The organism is Paenisporosarcina sp. P4_D4 (genome assembly GCF_056401835.1).
Genome location: NZ_JBFUIO010000007.1, coordinates 60,137 through 76,690 on the forward strand (window position 1 = coordinate 60,137; position 16,554 = coordinate 76,690).

Consider the following 16,554-nt stretch of genomic DNA (forward strand, 5'->3'; position numbering starts at 1 on the left):
AGGAGTGGATGCATAAATGAATTTCCCTTTTCCTTCTGACGGGAAGCGATACTACACTTGGAACCGTCATTTACGAAACGAATTTGGTTTCAAAGTATTTAAAGTAGCATTAGACGCTGGATTTGATTGTCCAAATAGGGACGGAACAGTGGCTTTCGGAGGTTGCACTTTCTGCAGCGCGGCGGGCTCAGGAGATTTTGCTGGTGACCGTGTAGATTCGATTGACGTTCAATTTGAAGAAGTGAAAAATAAGATGCATAAGAAATGGAAAGACGGAAAATATATGGCTTATTTTCAGGCTTACACGAATACACATGCGCCGCTCCCTGTATTAAAAGAAAAATTCGAAGCTGCTTTAGCACAGGAAGGCGTTATCGGTTTATCGATAGCAACACGCCCCGATTGTCTGCCAGATGATGTCGTGGAATATCTGGCTGAATTGAACGAACGTACCTATCTATGGGTAGAACTTGGTCTTCAGACCGTTCACGAACGGACAGCAAAGTTAATCAATCGTGCACATGATTATGCTTGTTATGTCGAAGGAGTTCAGAAACTCCGCAAACATGGCATTAACGTATGTGCCCATATTATTAATGGTCTGCCTCTTGAAGCTAAAGAGATGATGATAGAAACTGCCCGTGAAGTATCCAAACTGGATGTCCAAGGAATTAAAATCCATTTGCTTCATTTACTGAAGGGAACACCTATGATCAAACAATACGAAAAAGGATTGGTCGAGTTTATGGACCAGGACGCATATGTCCAACTCGTTGCCGATCAGCTTGAACTTCTGCCACCTGAAATGGTAATTCATCGTATTACCGGAGATGGACCAATTAATTTAATGATTGGGCCCATGTGGAGTGTCAATAAATGGTCTGTACTGAATGCAATCGATGCTGAACTTGTTCACCGGGACAGCTGGCAAGGCAAACATTTCTAAGAGAAGGTGACCATAAAATGAAACTCGAAAGGGTTCTCCCCTATGTGAAAACATTATTAAAAAGCTCAGTTTCTCCTGGAGATACTGTTGTAGACGCAACCGCTGGGAATGGCCATGATACCCTTTTTCTCGCACAGCTGGTCGGACCGACTGGAAAAGTGTATGCTTTCGATGTTCAGGAAGAGGCAATTGAAGCAACACGATTACGATTAGGTGAATGGCAGGAATGTGCTACGGTCATACAGGATGGTCACGAGAAAATCACCCAATATGTAACGAATGAAATATCTGCCGCCGTTTTCAATCTCGGATATTTTCCAGGTGCAGACCATTCCATCATCACAAAACCGAATACAACCATTCAAGCAATCACTGGTTGTCTGGATTTATTAAAAGTCGGTGGAATCATTGTGTTGGTCGTATACCATGGACATGAGGGGGGCGATGTGGAGCGTGACGCTTTGCTTGATTATTTACAAACACTACCTCAATCATTTGTCCATGTACTGAAATATGAATTTATCAATCAACAAAATCATCCTCCGTTTGTTGTGGCGATTGAGAAAATGAAGCATCTTACATGACCTTAAGGTAAGCTATTTAGCTTTCCTTAAGGTTTTTTGCATATTTTTAAGAGGATTGGAAAAACTAGGGTTATCATTTTTCCCTAAGGAGATTTCTATGCCAAAAATCCAATCCATCAGTTCATTCCTTCCTCCATATTCCTATTCCCAAGAAGAAGCCTCGACATTATTGAAAAATTTATTTACCGATCACTACGAAGATTTGGAACGGATGCTCAAAGTATTTGAAAATGGCGAAATTGAATCCCGTCAATTTTGCGTGCCAATGGAGTGGTTTGAACATCCTCATGATTTGGAGGAACGCAATCGACTATACATCGAACTTGCCACTTCCTACGGTGCTTTAGCTATTAATGCCTGTCTGCAAAACCAGGAGTTTTTGGAAGAGTCCGTTCATCCTTCCGAGATTGACGGTATTTTATTTATTTCTAGTACCGGTTTTTCGACACCGAGTATCGAGGCGCGAATTTTAAATCAACTTCCATTCTCTGATTATGTCAAACGCATCCCGATTTGGGGACTGGGGTGTGCAGGCGGTGCATCAGGATTAAGTCGCGCATTTGACTATTGTCTTGCTTATCCGAAAGCGAAAGTACTCGTGCTATGTGTGGAATTATGCAGCTTAACATTTCAGCCAAATGACTACTCAAAGAGCAATTTAATTGGGGCATCTTTATTTGCAGATGGAGTAGCTTGTGCATTGATTTGCGGAGACGACGCAGCCATTCAATCCAAGAAACCTTGTCCTACATTTGTCGCCACATCTTCAAAAACAATGGCCAATTCCGAAAATGTGATGGGATGGGATATGAAAAACGATGGATTGCATGTCGTCTTTTCCAAAAGCATTCCTTCCATTATTGAAAAGTGGCTCGAGCCATTCGTTACAGAATTTTTGGCAGAACACCACTTGACTTCTAAACAGCTAGACCATTTTATTGCCCATCCTGGTGGCAAGAAAGTGCTGACTGCATACGAAAAATCGCTTGGGTTTGACTCATCCAAAACCGATATTTCAAGGGAAATTTTAAGAAAACACGGGAATATGTCTTCGCCCACCGTTCTTTATGTATTGGAAGCTTTCATGAAGATGGATTGTTCTCCAGGAGAAAAAGGTTTGTTGGCGGCACTTGGACCTGGATTCAGTGGAGAATTGGTGATGCTGGAATGGCAATAGAAACAATTATTTTCTCCAGTATAGTGGGATTTGTTATTGTGCAAAGAATAGTTGAGCTTTTTGTCGCACGCAATAATGAGCGATGGATTCGTGGTCAAGGAGGATACGAAGTCGGTGCGAGGCACTATCCTTACATGGTAGGCATACATGTTGGCTTTTTCCTTAGTCTAATTTTTGAATTTTTGATGTTCGAGCGCGAACTCCCCTCTCTTTGGCCTGTGCTATTTATTATTTTTGTAGGTCTGCAAATCATGCGCGTATGGGTAATCGCTTCACTTGGAAGGTTCTGGAACACAAAAATCCTTGTCTTACCTGGTGCGCATGTCGTTAAAAAAGGACCCTTCCGCTTCTTAAGACACCCTAATTATGTCGTCGTTTCATTGGAAATTTTAGTGATTCCCTTAATGTTTGGGGCTTACTTTACAGCACTGATATTTGCTTTATTAAATTTAATTATTTTGTGTGTGCGCATCCCGATGGAAGAAGCAGCTTTACGGGAAGTTACGAATTACAAAGAAGTCTTCTAATATACGATTTCCCTACGCAAAAAGGCTGACCCTAATAATGAGTCAGCCTTTTACTATTTTTAATTTATTTTTCAAACACAATCTCTCCGGCTATGATTGTTTTCACGACTTTTGCTTCCAGAACTTGTTCATCTGGTCCGTCAAATAAATCTCGATCAAAGACGGTAAAATCCGCGTCAAAGTTCTTCTTAATGTAGCCTCTTTCATGTTCCTTGCCAATAGCCATTGCACTGCCAATCGTATATAGGGCAATCGCGTCATATCGACTGAGTTTTTCCTGTGGTTGATACCCGTCATGTGTGTCTCCAGGGCTCTTCCTTGCAATGGCTGCATATAAACCGAGTCGTGAATCCACTTCTTCTATTGGAGAATCTGAACCTCCGCTGCATGTAATTCTACGGTCCAATAGCTTTTTCCAAGCATACGCCCAGTCAAGTCGAGTTTCTCCCAACCTCTCTTTAACCCACGGAAAGTCCGATGTAACAAAACTTGGTTGTATATCGAGTACAATATCGAGTTTCTCCATACGGTCTACTAAATCCTCGCGTAATACATTCGCATGAATTAAACGATCTCGTTTCCCTTCTCGGACAGGATGTTTTTCTATAGCGGATACAATCATATCCATCCCCATATCACCAATTGCATGCACAGCTACTGCTTCACCATAAGAACGAGCTCTTGCCACGAGGGCATTCAATTCTTCTTGAGTATGAATTGAAATACCTGAAGTTGACATGTCGTCGGCATATGGCTGACTCAGCAAGGCAGTTCGCCCTCCGAGGGAACCATCAATAAATATCTTCATGGCGCCTGGTTCAATCCAAGGTTGATCATACGTTGCTTCATGCATCATCTCTTCAAAGACTGTATGATGGCGAAGTAAATTCACACGGAATTTGCGGTCATTTCCGATGACTGTTTTAAACGCTTGTAACGGTCGGTTGTAATCACCGTAATAACTCATATCTTCGGTATGAACGCCTGTAAAGCCTCGCGATACCAAATCGGTCAAAGCCGTTTCTAAAGAAATGACCAATTGTGTAACAGAGACTTCAGGAATATGTTTTTCTATAAAAGCCATAGCCCCGTCCAATAAGTATCCAGTTGGTTCGCCTTCATCGTCTCTGACTATGACACCATCTTCCGGGTCGGGAGTATCTTTTGTAATTCCCGCCAGCTTAAGTGCAACTGAATTTACAATCATAGCATGTCTGCAAATTCGCTTTAACACAATCGGTGAATTAGAAAGCTCGTCCAGTTCGTAGCGGGTAAGTATTTTTTGGTTGTCAAAATTATTTTCATTCCATCCTTCAGCAAGGAACCATTCTCCTTCTGGATGATTGATCAGAAGATTTTTCAAATCTGCCGTCATTTCAGTTGGAGACATATATTTAGATAAATCAATACGACGCAATTTATCACCATGACCAATCATATGTATATGGCTGTCCACAAATCCAGGATAGACAAATGCCCCCTCAAGATCGATATATTGATCTGCATGCTTTTTCATTTCTTCATATAAACCGGTATTGATAATTTTGCCGTTCTCGACCAAAACTGCATCAATAGTATGTTGTGAATCTTTCATCGTATAAAATGTTGCATGATGAAAACAGATTTTTGTCATGATGGCACCTCCACTTTGTATAATCATAAAACAAAAACCGTCTCATTCACAATGGAATGAAACGGTTATTACTTATTTTTGTTCCTGCGCAGCTTGTTCAAAAGCTCTTGCTACAACTGTATGCACACTCGAATCTAATGGATTTGGTATTAAATCCCTTGGTTTTGTATGAATGGCAATGGCTCGAGCCGCTCCAACTAGTATCGGGTAACTGATGTCAGAACAAAATCGCCCAACTGGAGTTAGGCGATAAATTGTTATTTCTTCAGGTTCTCATTTTTTAAGTTGTCATTATATTCAATCCAGAAATCAGCATTTTTAATGCCTAAGTTTCTCGGATCAAATACTGGATCTTTGCCTTCTTTTTTCTGAGCTTCATAATCTTTAAGAGCAAGAAGAGCGGGCTTAGCTATGATGAGAATTGCAATTAAATTCAACCAGCACATTAAACCTAACCCTACATCGCCTAGTGCCCATGCTAATTTAGCTTCATTTATCGTTCCATAGAACGCTGTTATTAAGATAACAATTTTCAAAACAAAAATACCTATTTTTTCAGCATTGCCTTTCAGTAGATAAGCAACATTGGTTTCTGCCATATAGTAGTAAGCCATAATTGTCGTGAATGCAAAGAAGAACAACGCAATTGCAACAAATCCAGCTCCAATACCTGTTCCCGGCATTGCAAAATCAATTGCCGMTTGCGTGTAGCCAGCTCCAGCATCGACTCCTGGAAGGTTTTCAACAACAAATTCGCCTTCGCCGTCATCCAATTGAACATTGTACATCCCTGTGAATAAAATCATGAAAGCAGTTGCTGAACACACCAACAATGTATCAATGTACACTGAGAATGCCTGAACTAGACCTTGTTTCACCGGATGAGAAACTTCTGCCGCAGCTGCTGCGTGTGGTCCAGTACCTTGACCAGCTTCATTTGAATAGACTCCACGTTTGACGCCCCATGCAATTGCAGCACCAATCATCCCACCGAAAGTCGAGTCAAAGCTGAAAGCACTTGAAAAGATCAATCTAAGAACACTTGGCACTTCAGTAATGTTCATTCCAATAATGATAATTGCCATTAGAATGTATGCTAGCGCCATGAAAGGTACGACAAATTGAGCTACGTTTGCAATACGTTTTACTCCACCGAGAATAATGCCGCCTAGAATGACAACAATTATAGCTCCAGTAACCCATCGAGGCATGTCAAATGCATTTTCCATCCCTATGGCAATGGAGTTCGATTGAATGCCTGGCATCAAAATGGACATAGCCAGTAATGTTGCGAGTGCAAAAATAACTGCATACCACTTCGAGCCGATTCCTTTTTCTATGTAATAAGCAGGACCACCACGGTATTGTCCTTGGTCTTTCACTTTATAAATTTGAGCCAAAGTTGATTCGACAAACGCTGAAGATGCCCCGATAAACGCTATTGCCCACATCCAGAATACAGCCCCTGGACCACCAAATGCAATCGCCGTAGCAACCCCTGCAATATTTCCGGTTCCAACACGACCTGATAATGCAATCGATAATGCTTGGAATGAAGATACCCCGGCATCCGATTTTTCACCTTTGAACATTTGAACAACCATATCCTTGATCAGTCGAACTTGCAAGAAACGAGTAAGGATTGAAAATAATAGACCGATAGCCAAACAGCCATAAATCATCCAAGGTCCCCATAAAAAGTTATTTATTTGCCCAATAAACTCTTCCATCCAATTTCCCCCTTTGTTTGTTCATAATATTGTCACATTATTCACTGTATTACAAAAATGATGTTAGTACAAGGAAAGATTTTATATACTTCTAGATTCTCATTATGCTAACTTCGACTTCTGCAAGGCATAGCGTACATAAATCCAAGTTTCAAAGTTCTAAAAAACAATAGAGGAATATTTTTATTAAAATAGAATTATCATATTGGTAAATGTTCAGGTTTTGAAATTTGGAATCTATTGCTTCCCTTTTTTACAGGGGGCTAATTTTCATGTCAGAATAATTTATTAATCCTTGTAAATCTGCATAATTCATAAATGAAGTCATAAACAAATCCATAGTAAAAGCCTTTCTAATTTTTCATTAGAAAGGCTTTTATTTGTCTTAAACCACATATCCGAGTGAACGCAACACATTATTCACGAATGTCTTCGTGTAATAAAACACATCTTCTCGTTCTGGCTCTTGGAACAGATCATGAAAACAATTTTTCCACTCTTTATATTGTATTTCAGAAAGTTTTTGTTTTTGCAGCCAATTCTTTGCGAATGTCGGATCCGCAATTTTATCCCGCTCTGCAGTCATCATCAAAATAGGAACATCTTGAATGCTTTCTTGTTTGGCAGTTGTTGCTTTCATCAAATGCTGCAACTCCCTGTACCACTTCAAAGTAATGGTCGTGTTATATAGATCATCGTCTTTACCTTGCGTATAAACATCATAATTTCTTGTCAGTTTTTTAATGGTTATTTCATGAGTACTTTTGACGTTTTCAGCTAGCTTCCCCATGTTGGCTAAAGCACTGGAAAGTTTCGATGCATGAATATGTAAATGCATCCAAGGAGATGTCAGAATTATTCCAGCACATTCAATTGATTTTTCCTGAAGCACTTGCATGACTAAAGTTGCACCTAACCCGTGACCCATAATAAAAACGGGTAAGTTATATGTAAGCGAAGCGTCAATCAAGTGATTGATAAAAGTGCCATAGGATTGAAAATCCTCGTCATGTGCTTGTTTATTGAGAGCCGATTCTCCGTGCCCCGGTAGATCCCCCATTACAACATGAAATCCTGAACTTCTAAACTCTTCTATAACCCAGGCGTACCTACGATGATGTTCATACGCGCTGTGTACGATGGCGATGACTGCTTTAGCCTGTCCATCAGCTTCCCATTTCCACATAATCATCGCTCCTTCTATTTCTTTATTCGACGAAGTCATCCTTTTTTAGTTCCTCTTTTTTTGTATAATGAAACCATATGGCAAGAAGAAACGAGGTTTTAGAATGATTTATCCATTTAATGATAAAACACCCATGATTGACCCATCTGTTTATATTGCTGATTATGTCACAATAAGTGGTGATGTGACAATCGGTCCAGAGTCCACTATTTGGTTTAATACCATTATTCGTGGTGATGTCAATGCGACACGAATCGGCCGAAAAGTTAATATTCAAGATTTGTGTTGCCTTCATCAAAGCCCTGCCGCTCCATTAATTTTGGAAGATGAAGTCACCATCGGACACCAAGTAACTTTGCATAGCTGTACTATACGAAAAGGCGCCTTAATTGGCATGGGTTCCATTGTCCTGGATGGCGCAGAGATTGGTGAAGGTGCATTTATTGGAGCAGGCAGCTTGGTTCCACCCGGTAAAGTAATTCCCCCAGGTATGCTTGCATTGGGACGACCGGCAAAAGTGGTTCGGGAGTTGAATGCTGAAGACAAATTAGATATGGAACGTATTGTGAGAGAATATGCTGAAAAAGGACAGATTTATAAGGCAATGCAACAACAAAAGTAAACGGATAGTAAGGACCGGGTGATAGAGCCCGGTCCTTTTAATATGTTGAAGCATTCTTAAATTTATTCCCGTTCAAATTGATTTGTTCCCTTTCGCCCACTAATTTCCAATAAAAAAGCCATTCCAGGTCATACCCGGAATGGCTTCTCAATCTTAAACGCCTGCTTTTTCTTTCAAAGTAGCCGCTCTGTCTGTTTTCTCCCATGGTACATCCAAGTCTGTGCGACCGAAGTGTCCATAAGCAGCTGTCTGCTTGTAAATCGGACGACGTAGATCTAACATTTTGATGATTCCAGCTGGGCGAAGGTCGAATGAATCGCGAACAATTTCAACAAGTTTCGATTCTTCTACAGTGCCTGTACCAAAAGTATCGATTGCAATTGATACTGGTTGTGCAACACCGATTGCATATGCAAGTTGAACTTCGCAACGGTCAGCAAGTCCTGCTGCTACGATGTTTTTCGCTACATAACGTGCTGCATATGCTGCTGAACGGTCAACTTTTGTCGCATCTTTACCAGAGAATGCGCCGCCACCGTGACGAGCGTATCCACCGTAAGTATCTACGATAATTTTGCGACCAGTTAAACCAGCATCCCCTTGTGGTCCACCAATTACGAAGCGACCAGTTGGGTTAATGAAGTATTTTGTATTTTCGTCAATTAATTCTGCCGGAACGACAGGATTGATGACATGTTCTTTCAAGTTACGTTGAATTTGCTCAAGTGTTACTTCTGGGTGATGTTGAGTAGAAATAACGATTGTGTCAATACGCAACGGTTTATTGTTTTCATCATATTCTACAGTTACTTGTGTTTTGCCATCTGGACGTAAGTATGGAAGAATTTCTTCTTTACGAACTAATGCTAAACGACGAGCTAACTTATGAGCCATACTAATTGGAAGAGGCATTAATTCCGGTGTTTCATTACAAGCAAAACCGAACATTAAACCTTGGTCACCTGCACCGATTGCTTCGATGTCTGAATCTGTCATCGAACCTTCACGTGCTTCCAGTGCTCTGTCAACACCCATTGCGATGTCAGCAGATTGCTCATCGATTGCAGTCAATACTGCAGAAGTCTCTGAGTCAAAACCATATTTTGCACGTGTGTAGCCGATTTCACGAACTGTTTCACGTACGACTTTTTGAATATCCACGTATGCAGATGTTGTGATTTCACCGGCAACAAGCACTAAACCTGTTGTTACAGTTGTTTCACAAGCAACACGTGCATTTGGATCTTCAGTTAAAATAGCATCTAAAATTGCGTCTGAGATTTGATCGCAAATTTTGTCCGGATGCCCTTCTGTTACTGATTCTGATGTAAATAGACGACGAGTTGTCATTTAATATTCCTCCTATATCCTTCGAGATTGCTCTCGGAAAATTCAAACGGTACTCATTTCCCATGTCCAGCTTATTCATTAGAATAAAACCTTCCGCCTTTTCGGGCTTCTGCACACGAGGATAAAGGGAGATGTCATAAAAAAAACCCTCTCTCACGTAAAAACATGAGGAAAGGCATTCGTTAATAGGCACCTTTCACTCTTATCATCCAAGGAATACACCTTGCTTCAGGTTCAGCACCTTTGCCAATTACTACTTGGTTCATAACTGCAGGTTGCCGGGTTTCATAGGGCCTGACCCCTCCACCAGCTCGGGATAAGAGTATCCGTTCAGTTTTACATCATAATAAACTAATGAAGCCTTGTCAAATATTTTTTTCGTTCTATATAAATGTTCGAAAATCAGATAAAATTAATTAGGCTATTAGTGTAGATTATTAAGCGTAATGTGTTATACTAATTTTCGAATCAAGGTTAACCCGATTTAAGGGTAATATACGATAAAGGAAGGTACATATACATGAATTCAGTGAACACGATGAACGAGCTGAACGACTTGTTAAATGGCCAAAACGTGCATGTGCAACTTTCAGTCCCACAACTTGTGGAGAAAGCAACATTACGTGGAGAAGCTGTCTTAACACCAACTGGAGCTGTAAAAGTAGTGACAGGAAAATATACAGGACGTTCTCCTAAAGACAAATATGTTGTTGTGGAAGATAGCTCGAAAGACAAGATTGATTGGGGCTCAGTAAACCAACCAATATCATCTGAAATTTTCAACTCTTTATATAAAAAAGTTGTGAACTATTTAAAAACAAAAGAAGAGTTATTTGTCTTTAATGGCTTTGCCGGTGCGGATAAAGAATCTCGCCTTTCATTGCAAGTAATCAATGAATATGCTTGGCATAACCTTTTTGCACACCAATTATTCATTCGTCCGTCTAAAGATGAGTTGGCATCGCATGAAGCACAATTCACAATCGTTTATGCTCCGACTTTCAAAGCAGATCCTGCAATCGATGGTACAGGTTCCGAAACGTTTATCATTGTGTCAATGGAAAAACGCATCATTTTAATCGGTGGTACTGAGTATGCCGGTGAAATGAAAAAATCAATTTTCTCTATTATGAACTACTTGCTCCCTGAGCAAGGCATCCTACCGATGCACTGTTCTGCAAACGTTGGTGAAAAAGGCGATGTTGCTTTGTTCTTCGGATTGTCCGGAACAGGAAAAACAACATTATCTGCTGATGCAGATCGTAAATTAATCGGCGATGATGAGCATGGCTGGTCAGATAACGGCGTATTCAATATTGAAGGCGGCTGTTACGCAAAAGCAATTAACTTAACACGTGAAAATGAACCACAAATTTTCGATGCAATCCGTTTTGGTTCTGTATTGGAAAACGTAGTATTGGATCCTGAAACGCGTATACCTGACTACGAAAATATTTCGTTAACTGAAAACACGCGTGCCGCTTACCCATTACAAGCAATCGACAATATTGTTGATCCTTCTGTAGCAGGTCATCCAAAAACCATCATTTTCTTAACTGCTGATGCGTTTGGGGTATTACCTCCAATCAGTAAGTTGACGAAAGAACAAGCGATGTATCACTTCTTAAGTGGATTTACATCGAAGCTTGCTGGTACAGAACGTGGAATTACATCTCCACAAGCAACATTCTCAACTTGTTTCGGTTCTCCATTCCTTCCCCTTCCTGCAACTGTATATGCAGAAATGTTAGGGAAGAAAATAGATGAGCATGATGCACAAGTCTTCCTTGTAAATACTGGCTGGACAGGCGGCGAATTTGGCGTTGGTAGCCGTATGAAACTTTCTTATACACGTGCGATGGTTCGTGCTGCATTGGAAGGCAAATTAGATAATGTTGAAATGGATAAAGGTTCAGCATTCGGTTTAGCTATTCCTAAAGAAGTACCTGGCGTACCTTCTGACGTATTAAACCCACGCGATGCATGGGCGGATCCAGCAGCATACGATAAAAAAGCACAAGAATTGGCTAATCGATTCCGTGAGAACTTCAATAAATTTGGATCAGTGTCTGAAGACATTATTTCTAATGGCGGTCCAATTATCTAGAATACAAAAATGGCTTGCACTTCATGTGCAGGCCATTTTTTTTACTCCGTATATTCAAAAACTGTCTCTTCTGGAAAGTAAGATTCTATCTCTTTAGCATCCTCTTTCGTTATCTGGTAGAAAAACAATTCAGATCCGTGATATTTAACAGTACAAATATGTGCACCATTTCTCTTGAATACTAATGTATACCAAGGAATTCTTGTCTGTCCTTCATTTACCCCATACAGTAGCAAGTCTTTTAGCTTCTGATTTAGAGGCATTGTAAAAATAACCAATCCACTTCCATATCGAATGGTATGAGCGAAAGGTTTAATCTTAAGAATTGCTTCTTTTTCATCTTCATGACAATGTACTTCGACTTCTGTAAACACTGGAAGTACCTCATTCATTAACGGAAACCAATAGCTAATACTCTTCCTAAGCTTGTTGGTTTCACTGGTTAGTAATAAAGAATCGTATATTATATGTAAATTTCCCATGCCTCACCCTCCTCTGCTTACATGAGGTGTTCTTTGAAGTATTCCGCGTTCTCGATTTCAGGGAATAGCGCTTCAAATTCTTCCGCTTCTTTCTCATTTACTCCATATAATACAATTTCTGAACCATATTGTGCTATCTCAAGCATTTGAATATCTTCTTTATAAAAGAATATAGTGAACCATTTTAAACCACCGTCTGCATCAATTGAATGATTACGTAAATAGTTACAGTTTTTTTCGTTCAATGTAATTGTAAACGATTTTACAAGTCCTTGATTCACAGAATGTGCAGAGAGTTTGGTCAATTCCTCAATATCATGCACTTCTTCCTGCCAACACTGAATTTCCACTGAAGCATATTCACTCGTATACGTATCCCAAAGCTTTTTCCAATATGACGTATCATTAGGGACCGAGGTTTTGTTAGCAGTACTGCTAGTCTTTAAATGAATTCGGATATGTTTCATATATTATTCCCCTTGTCGTTTCATCCAGTCCGTTAAATCTCTGACAGTTTGTCTATTGGTTTTCGAAGGGAAATAATGTGTGTAATCTTTAAAATACCAAGTCTCAAAATTTTTATTTCCATCAATGAGTGCTTTTTCGAGACGTAAGGCATGTTCAATTCCGACATTCCCATCTTTTCGTCCATGGATAATTAGAATTTTGGCATCAATAGCACTGACATGTTTGAGTGGTTGACGAAGTTCATATGCCTCAGGTACATTCGTAGGATTACCACCAATCACCCGCTTCATCATTCTACGCATGTCTTCACGTTCCTCATAGGTGAGAACCATGTCTGACACACCTGACCAGGTGACAACCGATGTAATATCTGAACGCAGAACAGCCGTCCATAAAGCCATAATTCCTCCACGAGAAAATGCAAACAGATGAATACGGTTCACTGAAATAAACTGTCTTAATACTTCTACTCCATTGGTAGCGTCAAACCGATCTTCCCCAGCAAATTCATCTCTACCTTCGCCGCCTCTGTTCCCACGATAATAAGGGGCAAACACCACGAATCCTTGTGTGGCAAACTGAGCAATTCGAGCAGATCGAACCATACCAATGTTTTGAATACCTCCACGTAAATAGAGGATTCCCTCATACTTGCCTTCTTTGCGTGGCTCCGCAAGTAACCCTTTTACCCTGAATCCACATGACCAATAGACAATTTCCGTTAATTTAACTTGTGGATTTGGACTTGGATACGGAAGTCTGTGTACAATTGTTCCGTCTACTTTCATCTAACATCACCTGTTCCAACATTTTTCTCATTCCGTCATCTGTCATATGAAAACTAAGATTAGTTGATTTGAAAAACTCCTGTATCGTCATCCATACAGGTCCCTCAGTCTCAAATCGTTCACTATTGTTTTCAATTGAATCAACTGTTGCACGGAAAACCGCCTTACAAAAAGGCTTACGCTCATGCACCATATATTCTGCAAACCATATTAAATTTGAAAGTTGTGCGCCTGTTTCTTCAAATACTTCCCGTTTTGCTGCTTGTTCTAACGTCTCGCCTGATTCTACTTTTCCACCGGGAAATTCAATCCCTCTTTGTGGATGTTTTGTTAGCAACCACTGGTTCTGCCTGTTCGCTAGCACGAGTACATGTGTGGTAGGAATTAAAAAGGCATTTGGTTCAAATGATAACGTAACTTTTAACCCATGCTGATCTACAAAAGAAAACATGCCTGCTACACTCCTTTCAAATAGTGTAGCGAAGGCATGCACAGCATTCAACTATAATAAGGCAATGTTTCTATTTGTTGTTTTGCTTCTTCATTTCCGTACTCATGAATGACAGCGTATAACTTTTTCAATCGTAAATCGACACCGTCATTTTCTGGGTCTAGATGATAAGGTACATAAGGCGTTTGAGCTCTCCAAAAACCTTTCCATTCAAAGGATTCCTTTTGATCAAATAATTGATCTAGTACGGTTAAAACTTCGGGCTCGGCTTCAATCTCATATTCCCATTGCGAATCCTCAGGATGGAAATAGTATCGGTGATGAGTGACCGAAACATATACTTTCGACATTTTTTCAACCCCTTTTTTCTAGCATGGCATTATGGATATATTTCATGCATGCAAACGATAGGAGAATTGAAAAAAGCAAATTCCCGGAAGGAATTTGCTGGAAATGCTTATTTGTTTGTATCGCCTAAAAAAGCATTTAACATCCATTGATGTTTTTCAATCGATTGATACACTGCATTCAATACATCTTCTGTCATATCGTCTTCATCTTTTGCAGCTTCGTCCATCCCTTTTTTCAATGATTTCATAATTTTACCGAAATCTTTTACAACTGTTTCAACCATTTGCATATCATTTTCTTTGCCTGTCGCTTCCGTAACATCTGATAGTTCTAAATGCTCCTTCAATGTGGCAACTGGTTTACCGCCTAAAGTAAGCAAACGTTCGGCAATTTCATCCATATGTAACGTTGCTTCATTGTAAAGTTCTTCAAACTTTGCATGTAATGTAAAGAATTGAGGTCCTTTTACGTACCAATGGAAATTATGTAACTTCGCATACATTACTGACCAAGTTGCTACTTGCTTATTTAGTTCTGTATTTAATGCTGCTGACATAAAAACTTCACACTCCTAATTTTATTTATCGCTCTGAATACTTTCAATTTACCACTAAGTTCTCTACAATAAACATACAGAACGAAGTGGAGTGAAAAAAATGTTAGCATTTATGATAATCGTCTCAATAGTAATGGTCATCGGCATCACCATGATGTTCCTTCTTGCAACTAAAAAAGCCTATAAAATAGAGCATAAAATAGATCCAGTTCCAACTGAATCAGCAGGCAAAAGTGACAACACATGAAATTCCTTGTGATGGGCATCTTCCGGTTTTATCAGAAATTCATTTCGCCAATGACACCGCCGAGTTGCCGATTTTATCCAACATGTTCCCATTACGGCGTTGAAGCTGTCGAAAAACACGGAGCAATTAAAGGCACTTACTTGGCAATCAGCCGTATCCTTCGTTGTCATCCATTTCATGAAGGCGGATATGATCCAGTACCAGAAGAATGGCCTACAAAGAAATGACTTGAAAAGAGTCATTTTTTTTGTGTCCATTTTTCTTGTATTTTAAAGATTTATCTTGTATGATAAGTAAGTTCTTAATTCAAATCGTAATCGTTACTATTTAAAAAGKAGATAACCATGAAGAAATTTCTATTATATAGTTTAATTATTGTTCTTACTTTATTTACTGTTGCTTGTGGAAAAGACACTTCGACTAATGATATATCTGAAAACCCTAATGCCTTAACTGTCTATACTACGGTCTATCCACTTACTTACTTTACCGAAAGAATCGGTGGCAAGCATGTGAATGTGGAATCCGTATATCCTGCAGGTTCAAACGAGCATACATTCGATCCTACGCAAAAAGATATGATGGATTTAGCAGATGCAGACTTGTTTTTTTATATTGGCTTAGGACTTGAAGGCTTTGTGGACAATGCGAAAAAGACATTGGAAAATGAAGACGTTTCTTTGGTCGCAACTGCAGATGCAGTTTCTGATAAAGAATTGGAAATGGGTAAAGCAAGTGACCATGGACATGAAGAAGAAGGTCACGATGAGCATGGACATGAAGAGGGTCACGATGACCATGAACATGGTGACAACGATCCGCACCTTTGGATTTCACCTCAAATCAGCATGAAACTTGCATCTTCAATTAAAAATTCTTTAATTGAAAAAGATCCTGAAAATGAAGCAACTTATACTAAGAACTACGACATATTAGTGACTGAACTCAAACAATTGGATTCGGATTTCAAGGAAATGGCGGACGCATCGAATAATAAAACGTTCTTTGTATCCCATGCGGCTTTTGGGTACTTGGCTGGAACATATGGTCTTGAGCAAGTTGCAGTTTCAGGTTTGAATTCGCAGGACGAACCTTCTCAACAAGATCTTACTGAGATCGTCAAATTGGCAAAAGAAAAAAACATCAAAACGATTTTATTTGAACAAAATGTCTCATCCAATTTAACGAAAGTGATTCAAAATGAAGTCGGTGCAGATGCCATGACCTTGCATAACTTAGGCGTACTGACACAGAAAGATATTGAAAACAAAGAAACTTACTTCACATTAATGGAGCAAAATTTAGAAACATTAAAGAAAGCACTGGCTTCAGCAAAGTAATATAAAAAC

At 39.6% G+C, this 16,554-nt stretch carries 19 protein-coding genes and 1 riboswitch; of the genes, 9 read left to right on the top strand and 10 right to left on the bottom strand.

What is annotated here, in order from left to right; all coding sequences use genetic code 11:
• The first annotated feature begins 16 nt into the window (after window positions 1-16).
• From mnmL to AC1DSL_RS03790, 4 genes are all read left to right on the top strand, one after another.
• Window positions 17-946: a tRNA modification radical SAM protein MnmL/YtqA gene (gene mnmL / locus AC1DSL_RS03775; RefSeq protein ID WP_477531216.1), complete on the top strand. Its 930-nt coding sequence runs from the start codon at window positions 17-19 to the stop codon at window positions 944-946.
• 17 nt (window positions 947-963) lie between these two features.
• Window positions 964-1,530 carry a tRNA 5-(aminomethyl)-2-thiouridylate-methyltransferase MnmM gene (gene mnmM / locus AC1DSL_RS03780; RefSeq protein WP_477531217.1) on the top strand — a complete coding sequence of 189 codons (567 nt, stop codon included), beginning with the start codon at window positions 964-966 and terminating at the stop codon, window positions 1,528-1,530.
• A gap of 97 nt (window positions 1,531-1,627) precedes the next feature.
• Window positions 1,628-2,707 (top strand): type III polyketide synthase, encoded by a 1,080-nt coding sequence (locus AC1DSL_RS03785; RefSeq protein WP_477531218.1) that lies wholly within the window; start codon window positions 1,628-1,630, stop codon window positions 2,705-2,707.
• Window positions 2,698-3,234 (top strand): isoprenylcysteine carboxyl methyltransferase family protein, encoded by a 537-nt coding sequence (locus tag AC1DSL_RS03790; protein WP_477531219.1) that lies wholly within the window; start codon window positions 2,698-2,700, stop codon window positions 3,232-3,234. Before AC1DSL_RS03785 ends, AC1DSL_RS03790 begins: the two co-directional genes overlap by 10 nt.
• 64 nt (window positions 3,235-3,298) lie before the next feature.
• On the opposite strand, the gene AC1DSL_RS03795 is transcribed toward AC1DSL_RS03790, so the two are convergent.
• The 3 genes from AC1DSL_RS03795 to AC1DSL_RS03805 all read right to left on the bottom strand — a co-directional run bounded on the left by AC1DSL_RS03795 (window position 3,299) and on the right by AC1DSL_RS03805 (window position 7,783).
• Entirely contained in the window at window positions 3,299-4,867 is a 1,569-nt protein-coding gene (locus AC1DSL_RS03795; RefSeq protein ID WP_477531220.1) for an amidohydrolase, read from the bottom strand.
• A 257-nt stretch (window positions 4,868-5,124) separates the two neighbouring features.
• The gene (locus tag AC1DSL_RS03800; protein ID WP_477531221.1) at window positions 5,125-6,597 is read right to left on the bottom strand and encodes an alanine/glycine:cation symporter family protein; all 1,473 of its coding nucleotides are present in this window, start codon (window positions 6,595-6,597) and stop codon (window positions 5,125-5,127) included.
• Window positions 6,598-6,982: 385 nt separating this feature from the next.
• Window positions 6,983-7,783, bottom strand: a complete 801-nt coding sequence (locus AC1DSL_RS03805; protein WP_477531222.1) for an alpha/beta hydrolase — start codon at window positions 7,781-7,783, stop codon at window positions 6,983-6,985.
• 103 nt (window positions 7,784-7,886) lie between these two features.
• Between AC1DSL_RS03805 and AC1DSL_RS03810 the strand changes: the two genes are divergently transcribed.
• Complete coding sequence (locus AC1DSL_RS03810) at window positions 7,887-8,405, top strand: gamma carbonic anhydrase (RefSeq protein WP_477531223.1); 519 nt, start codon at window positions 7,887-7,889, stop codon at window positions 8,403-8,405.
• A 153-nt stretch (window positions 8,406-8,558) separates the two neighbouring features.
• On the opposite strand, the gene metK is transcribed toward AC1DSL_RS03810, so the two are convergent.
• Window positions 8,559-9,755, bottom strand: coding sequence for a methionine adenosyltransferase (gene metK / locus AC1DSL_RS03815; RefSeq protein ID WP_016426552.1), 1,197 nt, complete (start codon window positions 9,753-9,755; stop codon window positions 8,559-8,561).
• Between the two features lie 199 nt (window positions 9,756-9,954).
• Window positions 9,955-10,078: riboswitch (SAM riboswitch) on the bottom strand.
• 197 nt (window positions 10,079-10,275) lie between these two features.
• Between metK and pckA the strand changes: the two genes are divergently transcribed.
• Window positions 10,276-11,862, top strand: coding sequence for a phosphoenolpyruvate carboxykinase (ATP) (pckA, locus tag AC1DSL_RS03820; RefSeq protein ID WP_477531224.1), 1,587 nt, complete (start codon window positions 10,276-10,278; stop codon window positions 11,860-11,862).
• 41 nt (window positions 11,863-11,903) lie between these two features.
• Here the strand turns inward: pckA and AC1DSL_RS03825 are convergent, their stop codons facing one another.
• The 6 genes from AC1DSL_RS03825 to AC1DSL_RS03850 form a co-directional block, all read right to left on the bottom strand.
• Window positions 11,904-12,344 carry a hypothetical protein gene (locus tag AC1DSL_RS03825; RefSeq protein WP_477531225.1) on the bottom strand — a complete coding sequence of 147 codons (441 nt, stop codon included), beginning with the start codon at window positions 12,342-12,344 and terminating at the stop codon, window positions 11,904-11,906.
• A gap of 17 nt (window positions 12,345-12,361) precedes the next feature.
• Window positions 12,362-12,811 carry a hypothetical protein gene (locus tag AC1DSL_RS03830; protein ID WP_477531226.1) on the bottom strand — a complete coding sequence of 150 codons (450 nt, stop codon included), beginning with the start codon at window positions 12,809-12,811 and terminating at the stop codon, window positions 12,362-12,364.
• Window positions 12,812-12,814: 3 nt separating this feature from the next.
• Entirely contained in the window at window positions 12,815-13,600 is a 786-nt protein-coding gene (locus tag AC1DSL_RS03835; RefSeq protein WP_477531227.1) for an alpha/beta hydrolase family protein, read from the bottom strand.
• Complete coding sequence (locus AC1DSL_RS03840) at window positions 13,539-14,051, bottom strand: NUDIX domain-containing protein (RefSeq protein ID WP_016426547.1); 513 nt, start codon at window positions 14,049-14,051, stop codon at window positions 13,539-13,541. Before AC1DSL_RS03840 ends, AC1DSL_RS03835 begins: the two co-directional genes overlap by 62 nt.
• 47 nt (window positions 14,052-14,098) lie before the next feature.
• Entirely contained in the window at window positions 14,099-14,401 is a 303-nt protein-coding gene (locus AC1DSL_RS03845) for a hypothetical protein (protein ID WP_016426546.1), read from the bottom strand.
• Between the two features lie 107 nt (window positions 14,402-14,508).
• On the bottom strand, window positions 14,509-14,958 hold the full coding sequence (locus AC1DSL_RS03850; RefSeq protein ID WP_016426545.1) for a Dps family protein: 450 nt from the start codon (window positions 14,956-14,958) through the stop codon (window positions 14,509-14,511).
• Window positions 14,959-15,058: 100 nt separating this feature from the next.
• Between AC1DSL_RS03850 and ytzI the strand changes: the two genes are divergently transcribed.
• The 3 genes from ytzI (at window position 15,059) to AC1DSL_RS03865 (ending at window position 16,545) form a co-directional block, all read left to right on the top strand.
• Window positions 15,059-15,205, top strand: a complete 147-nt coding sequence (ytzI, locus tag AC1DSL_RS03855; protein WP_016426544.1) for a YtzI protein — start codon at window positions 15,059-15,061, stop codon at window positions 15,203-15,205.
• A complete protein-coding gene (gene yidD, locus AC1DSL_RS03860) occupies window positions 15,202-15,432 on the top strand; it encodes a membrane protein insertion efficiency factor YidD (RefSeq protein ID WP_016426543.1) in 231 nt (76 codons plus the stop codon). Before ytzI ends, yidD begins: the two co-directional genes overlap by 4 nt.
• A 117-nt stretch (window positions 15,433-15,549) precedes the next feature.
• Window positions 15,550-16,545, top strand: a complete 996-nt coding sequence (locus AC1DSL_RS03865; RefSeq protein WP_477531228.1) for a metal ABC transporter solute-binding protein, Zn/Mn family — start codon at window positions 15,550-15,552, stop codon at window positions 16,543-16,545.
• Window positions 16,546-16,554: the final 9 nt, after the last annotated feature.

Excerpts from the sequence above, each read along its gene's own strand:
- mnmL (WP_477531216.1), top strand. The coding sequence starts at position 17 with ATGAATTTCCCTTTTCCTTCTGACGGGAAGCGATACTACACTTGGAAC.
- mnmM (WP_477531217.1), top strand. The coding sequence starts at position 964 with ATGAAACTCGAAAGGGTTCTCCCCTATGTGAAAACATTATTAAAAAGC.
- AC1DSL_RS03785 (WP_477531218.1), top strand. The coding sequence starts at position 1,628 with ATGCCAAAAATCCAATCCATCAGTTCATTCCTTCCTCCATATTCCTAT.
- AC1DSL_RS03790 (WP_477531219.1), top strand. The coding sequence starts at position 2,698 with ATGGCAATAGAAACAATTATTTTCTCCAGTATAGTGGGATTTGTTATT.
- AC1DSL_RS03795 (WP_477531220.1), bottom strand. The coding sequence starts at position 4,867 with ATGACAAAAATCTGTTTTCATCATGCAACATTTTATACGATGAAAGAT.
- AC1DSL_RS03805 (WP_477531222.1), bottom strand. The coding sequence starts at position 7,783 with ATGTGGAAATGGGAAGCTGATGGACAGGCTAAAGCAGTCATCGCCATC.
- AC1DSL_RS03810 (WP_477531223.1), top strand. The coding sequence starts at position 7,887 with ATGATTTATCCATTTAATGATAAAACACCCATGATTGACCCATCTGTT.
- metK (WP_016426552.1), bottom strand. The coding sequence starts at position 9,755 with ATGACAACTCGTCGTCTATTTACATCAGAATCAGTAACAGAAGGGCAT.
- pckA (WP_477531224.1), top strand. The coding sequence starts at position 10,276 with ATGAATTCAGTGAACACGATGAACGAGCTGAACGACTTGTTAAATGGC.
- AC1DSL_RS03825 (WP_477531225.1), bottom strand. The coding sequence starts at position 12,344 with ATGGGAAATTTACATATAATATACGATTCTTTATTACTAACCAGTGAA.
- AC1DSL_RS03830 (WP_477531226.1), bottom strand. The coding sequence starts at position 12,811 with ATGAAACATATCCGAATTCATTTAAAGACTAGCAGTACTGCTAACAAA.
- AC1DSL_RS03835 (WP_477531227.1), bottom strand. The coding sequence starts at position 13,600 with ATGAAAGTAGACGGAACAATTGTACACAGACTTCCGTATCCAAGTCCA.
- AC1DSL_RS03840 (WP_016426547.1), bottom strand. The coding sequence starts at position 14,051 with ATGTTTTCTTTTGTAGATCAGCATGGGTTAAAAGTTACGTTATCATTT.
- AC1DSL_RS03845 (WP_016426546.1), bottom strand. The coding sequence starts at position 14,401 with ATGTCGAAAGTATATGTTTCGGTCACTCATCACCGATACTATTTCCAT.
- AC1DSL_RS03850 (WP_016426545.1), bottom strand. The coding sequence starts at position 14,958 with ATGTCAGCAGCATTAAATACAGAACTAAATAAGCAAGTAGCAACTTGG.
- ytzI (WP_016426544.1), top strand. The coding sequence starts at position 15,059 with ATGTTAGCATTTATGATAATCGTCTCAATAGTAATGGTCATCGGCATC.
- yidD (WP_016426543.1), top strand. The coding sequence starts at position 15,202 with ATGAAATTCCTTGTGATGGGCATCTTCCGGTTTTATCAGAAATTCATT.
- AC1DSL_RS03865 (WP_477531228.1), top strand. The coding sequence starts at position 15,550 with ATGAAGAAATTTCTATTATATAGTTTAATTATTGTTCTTACTTTATTT.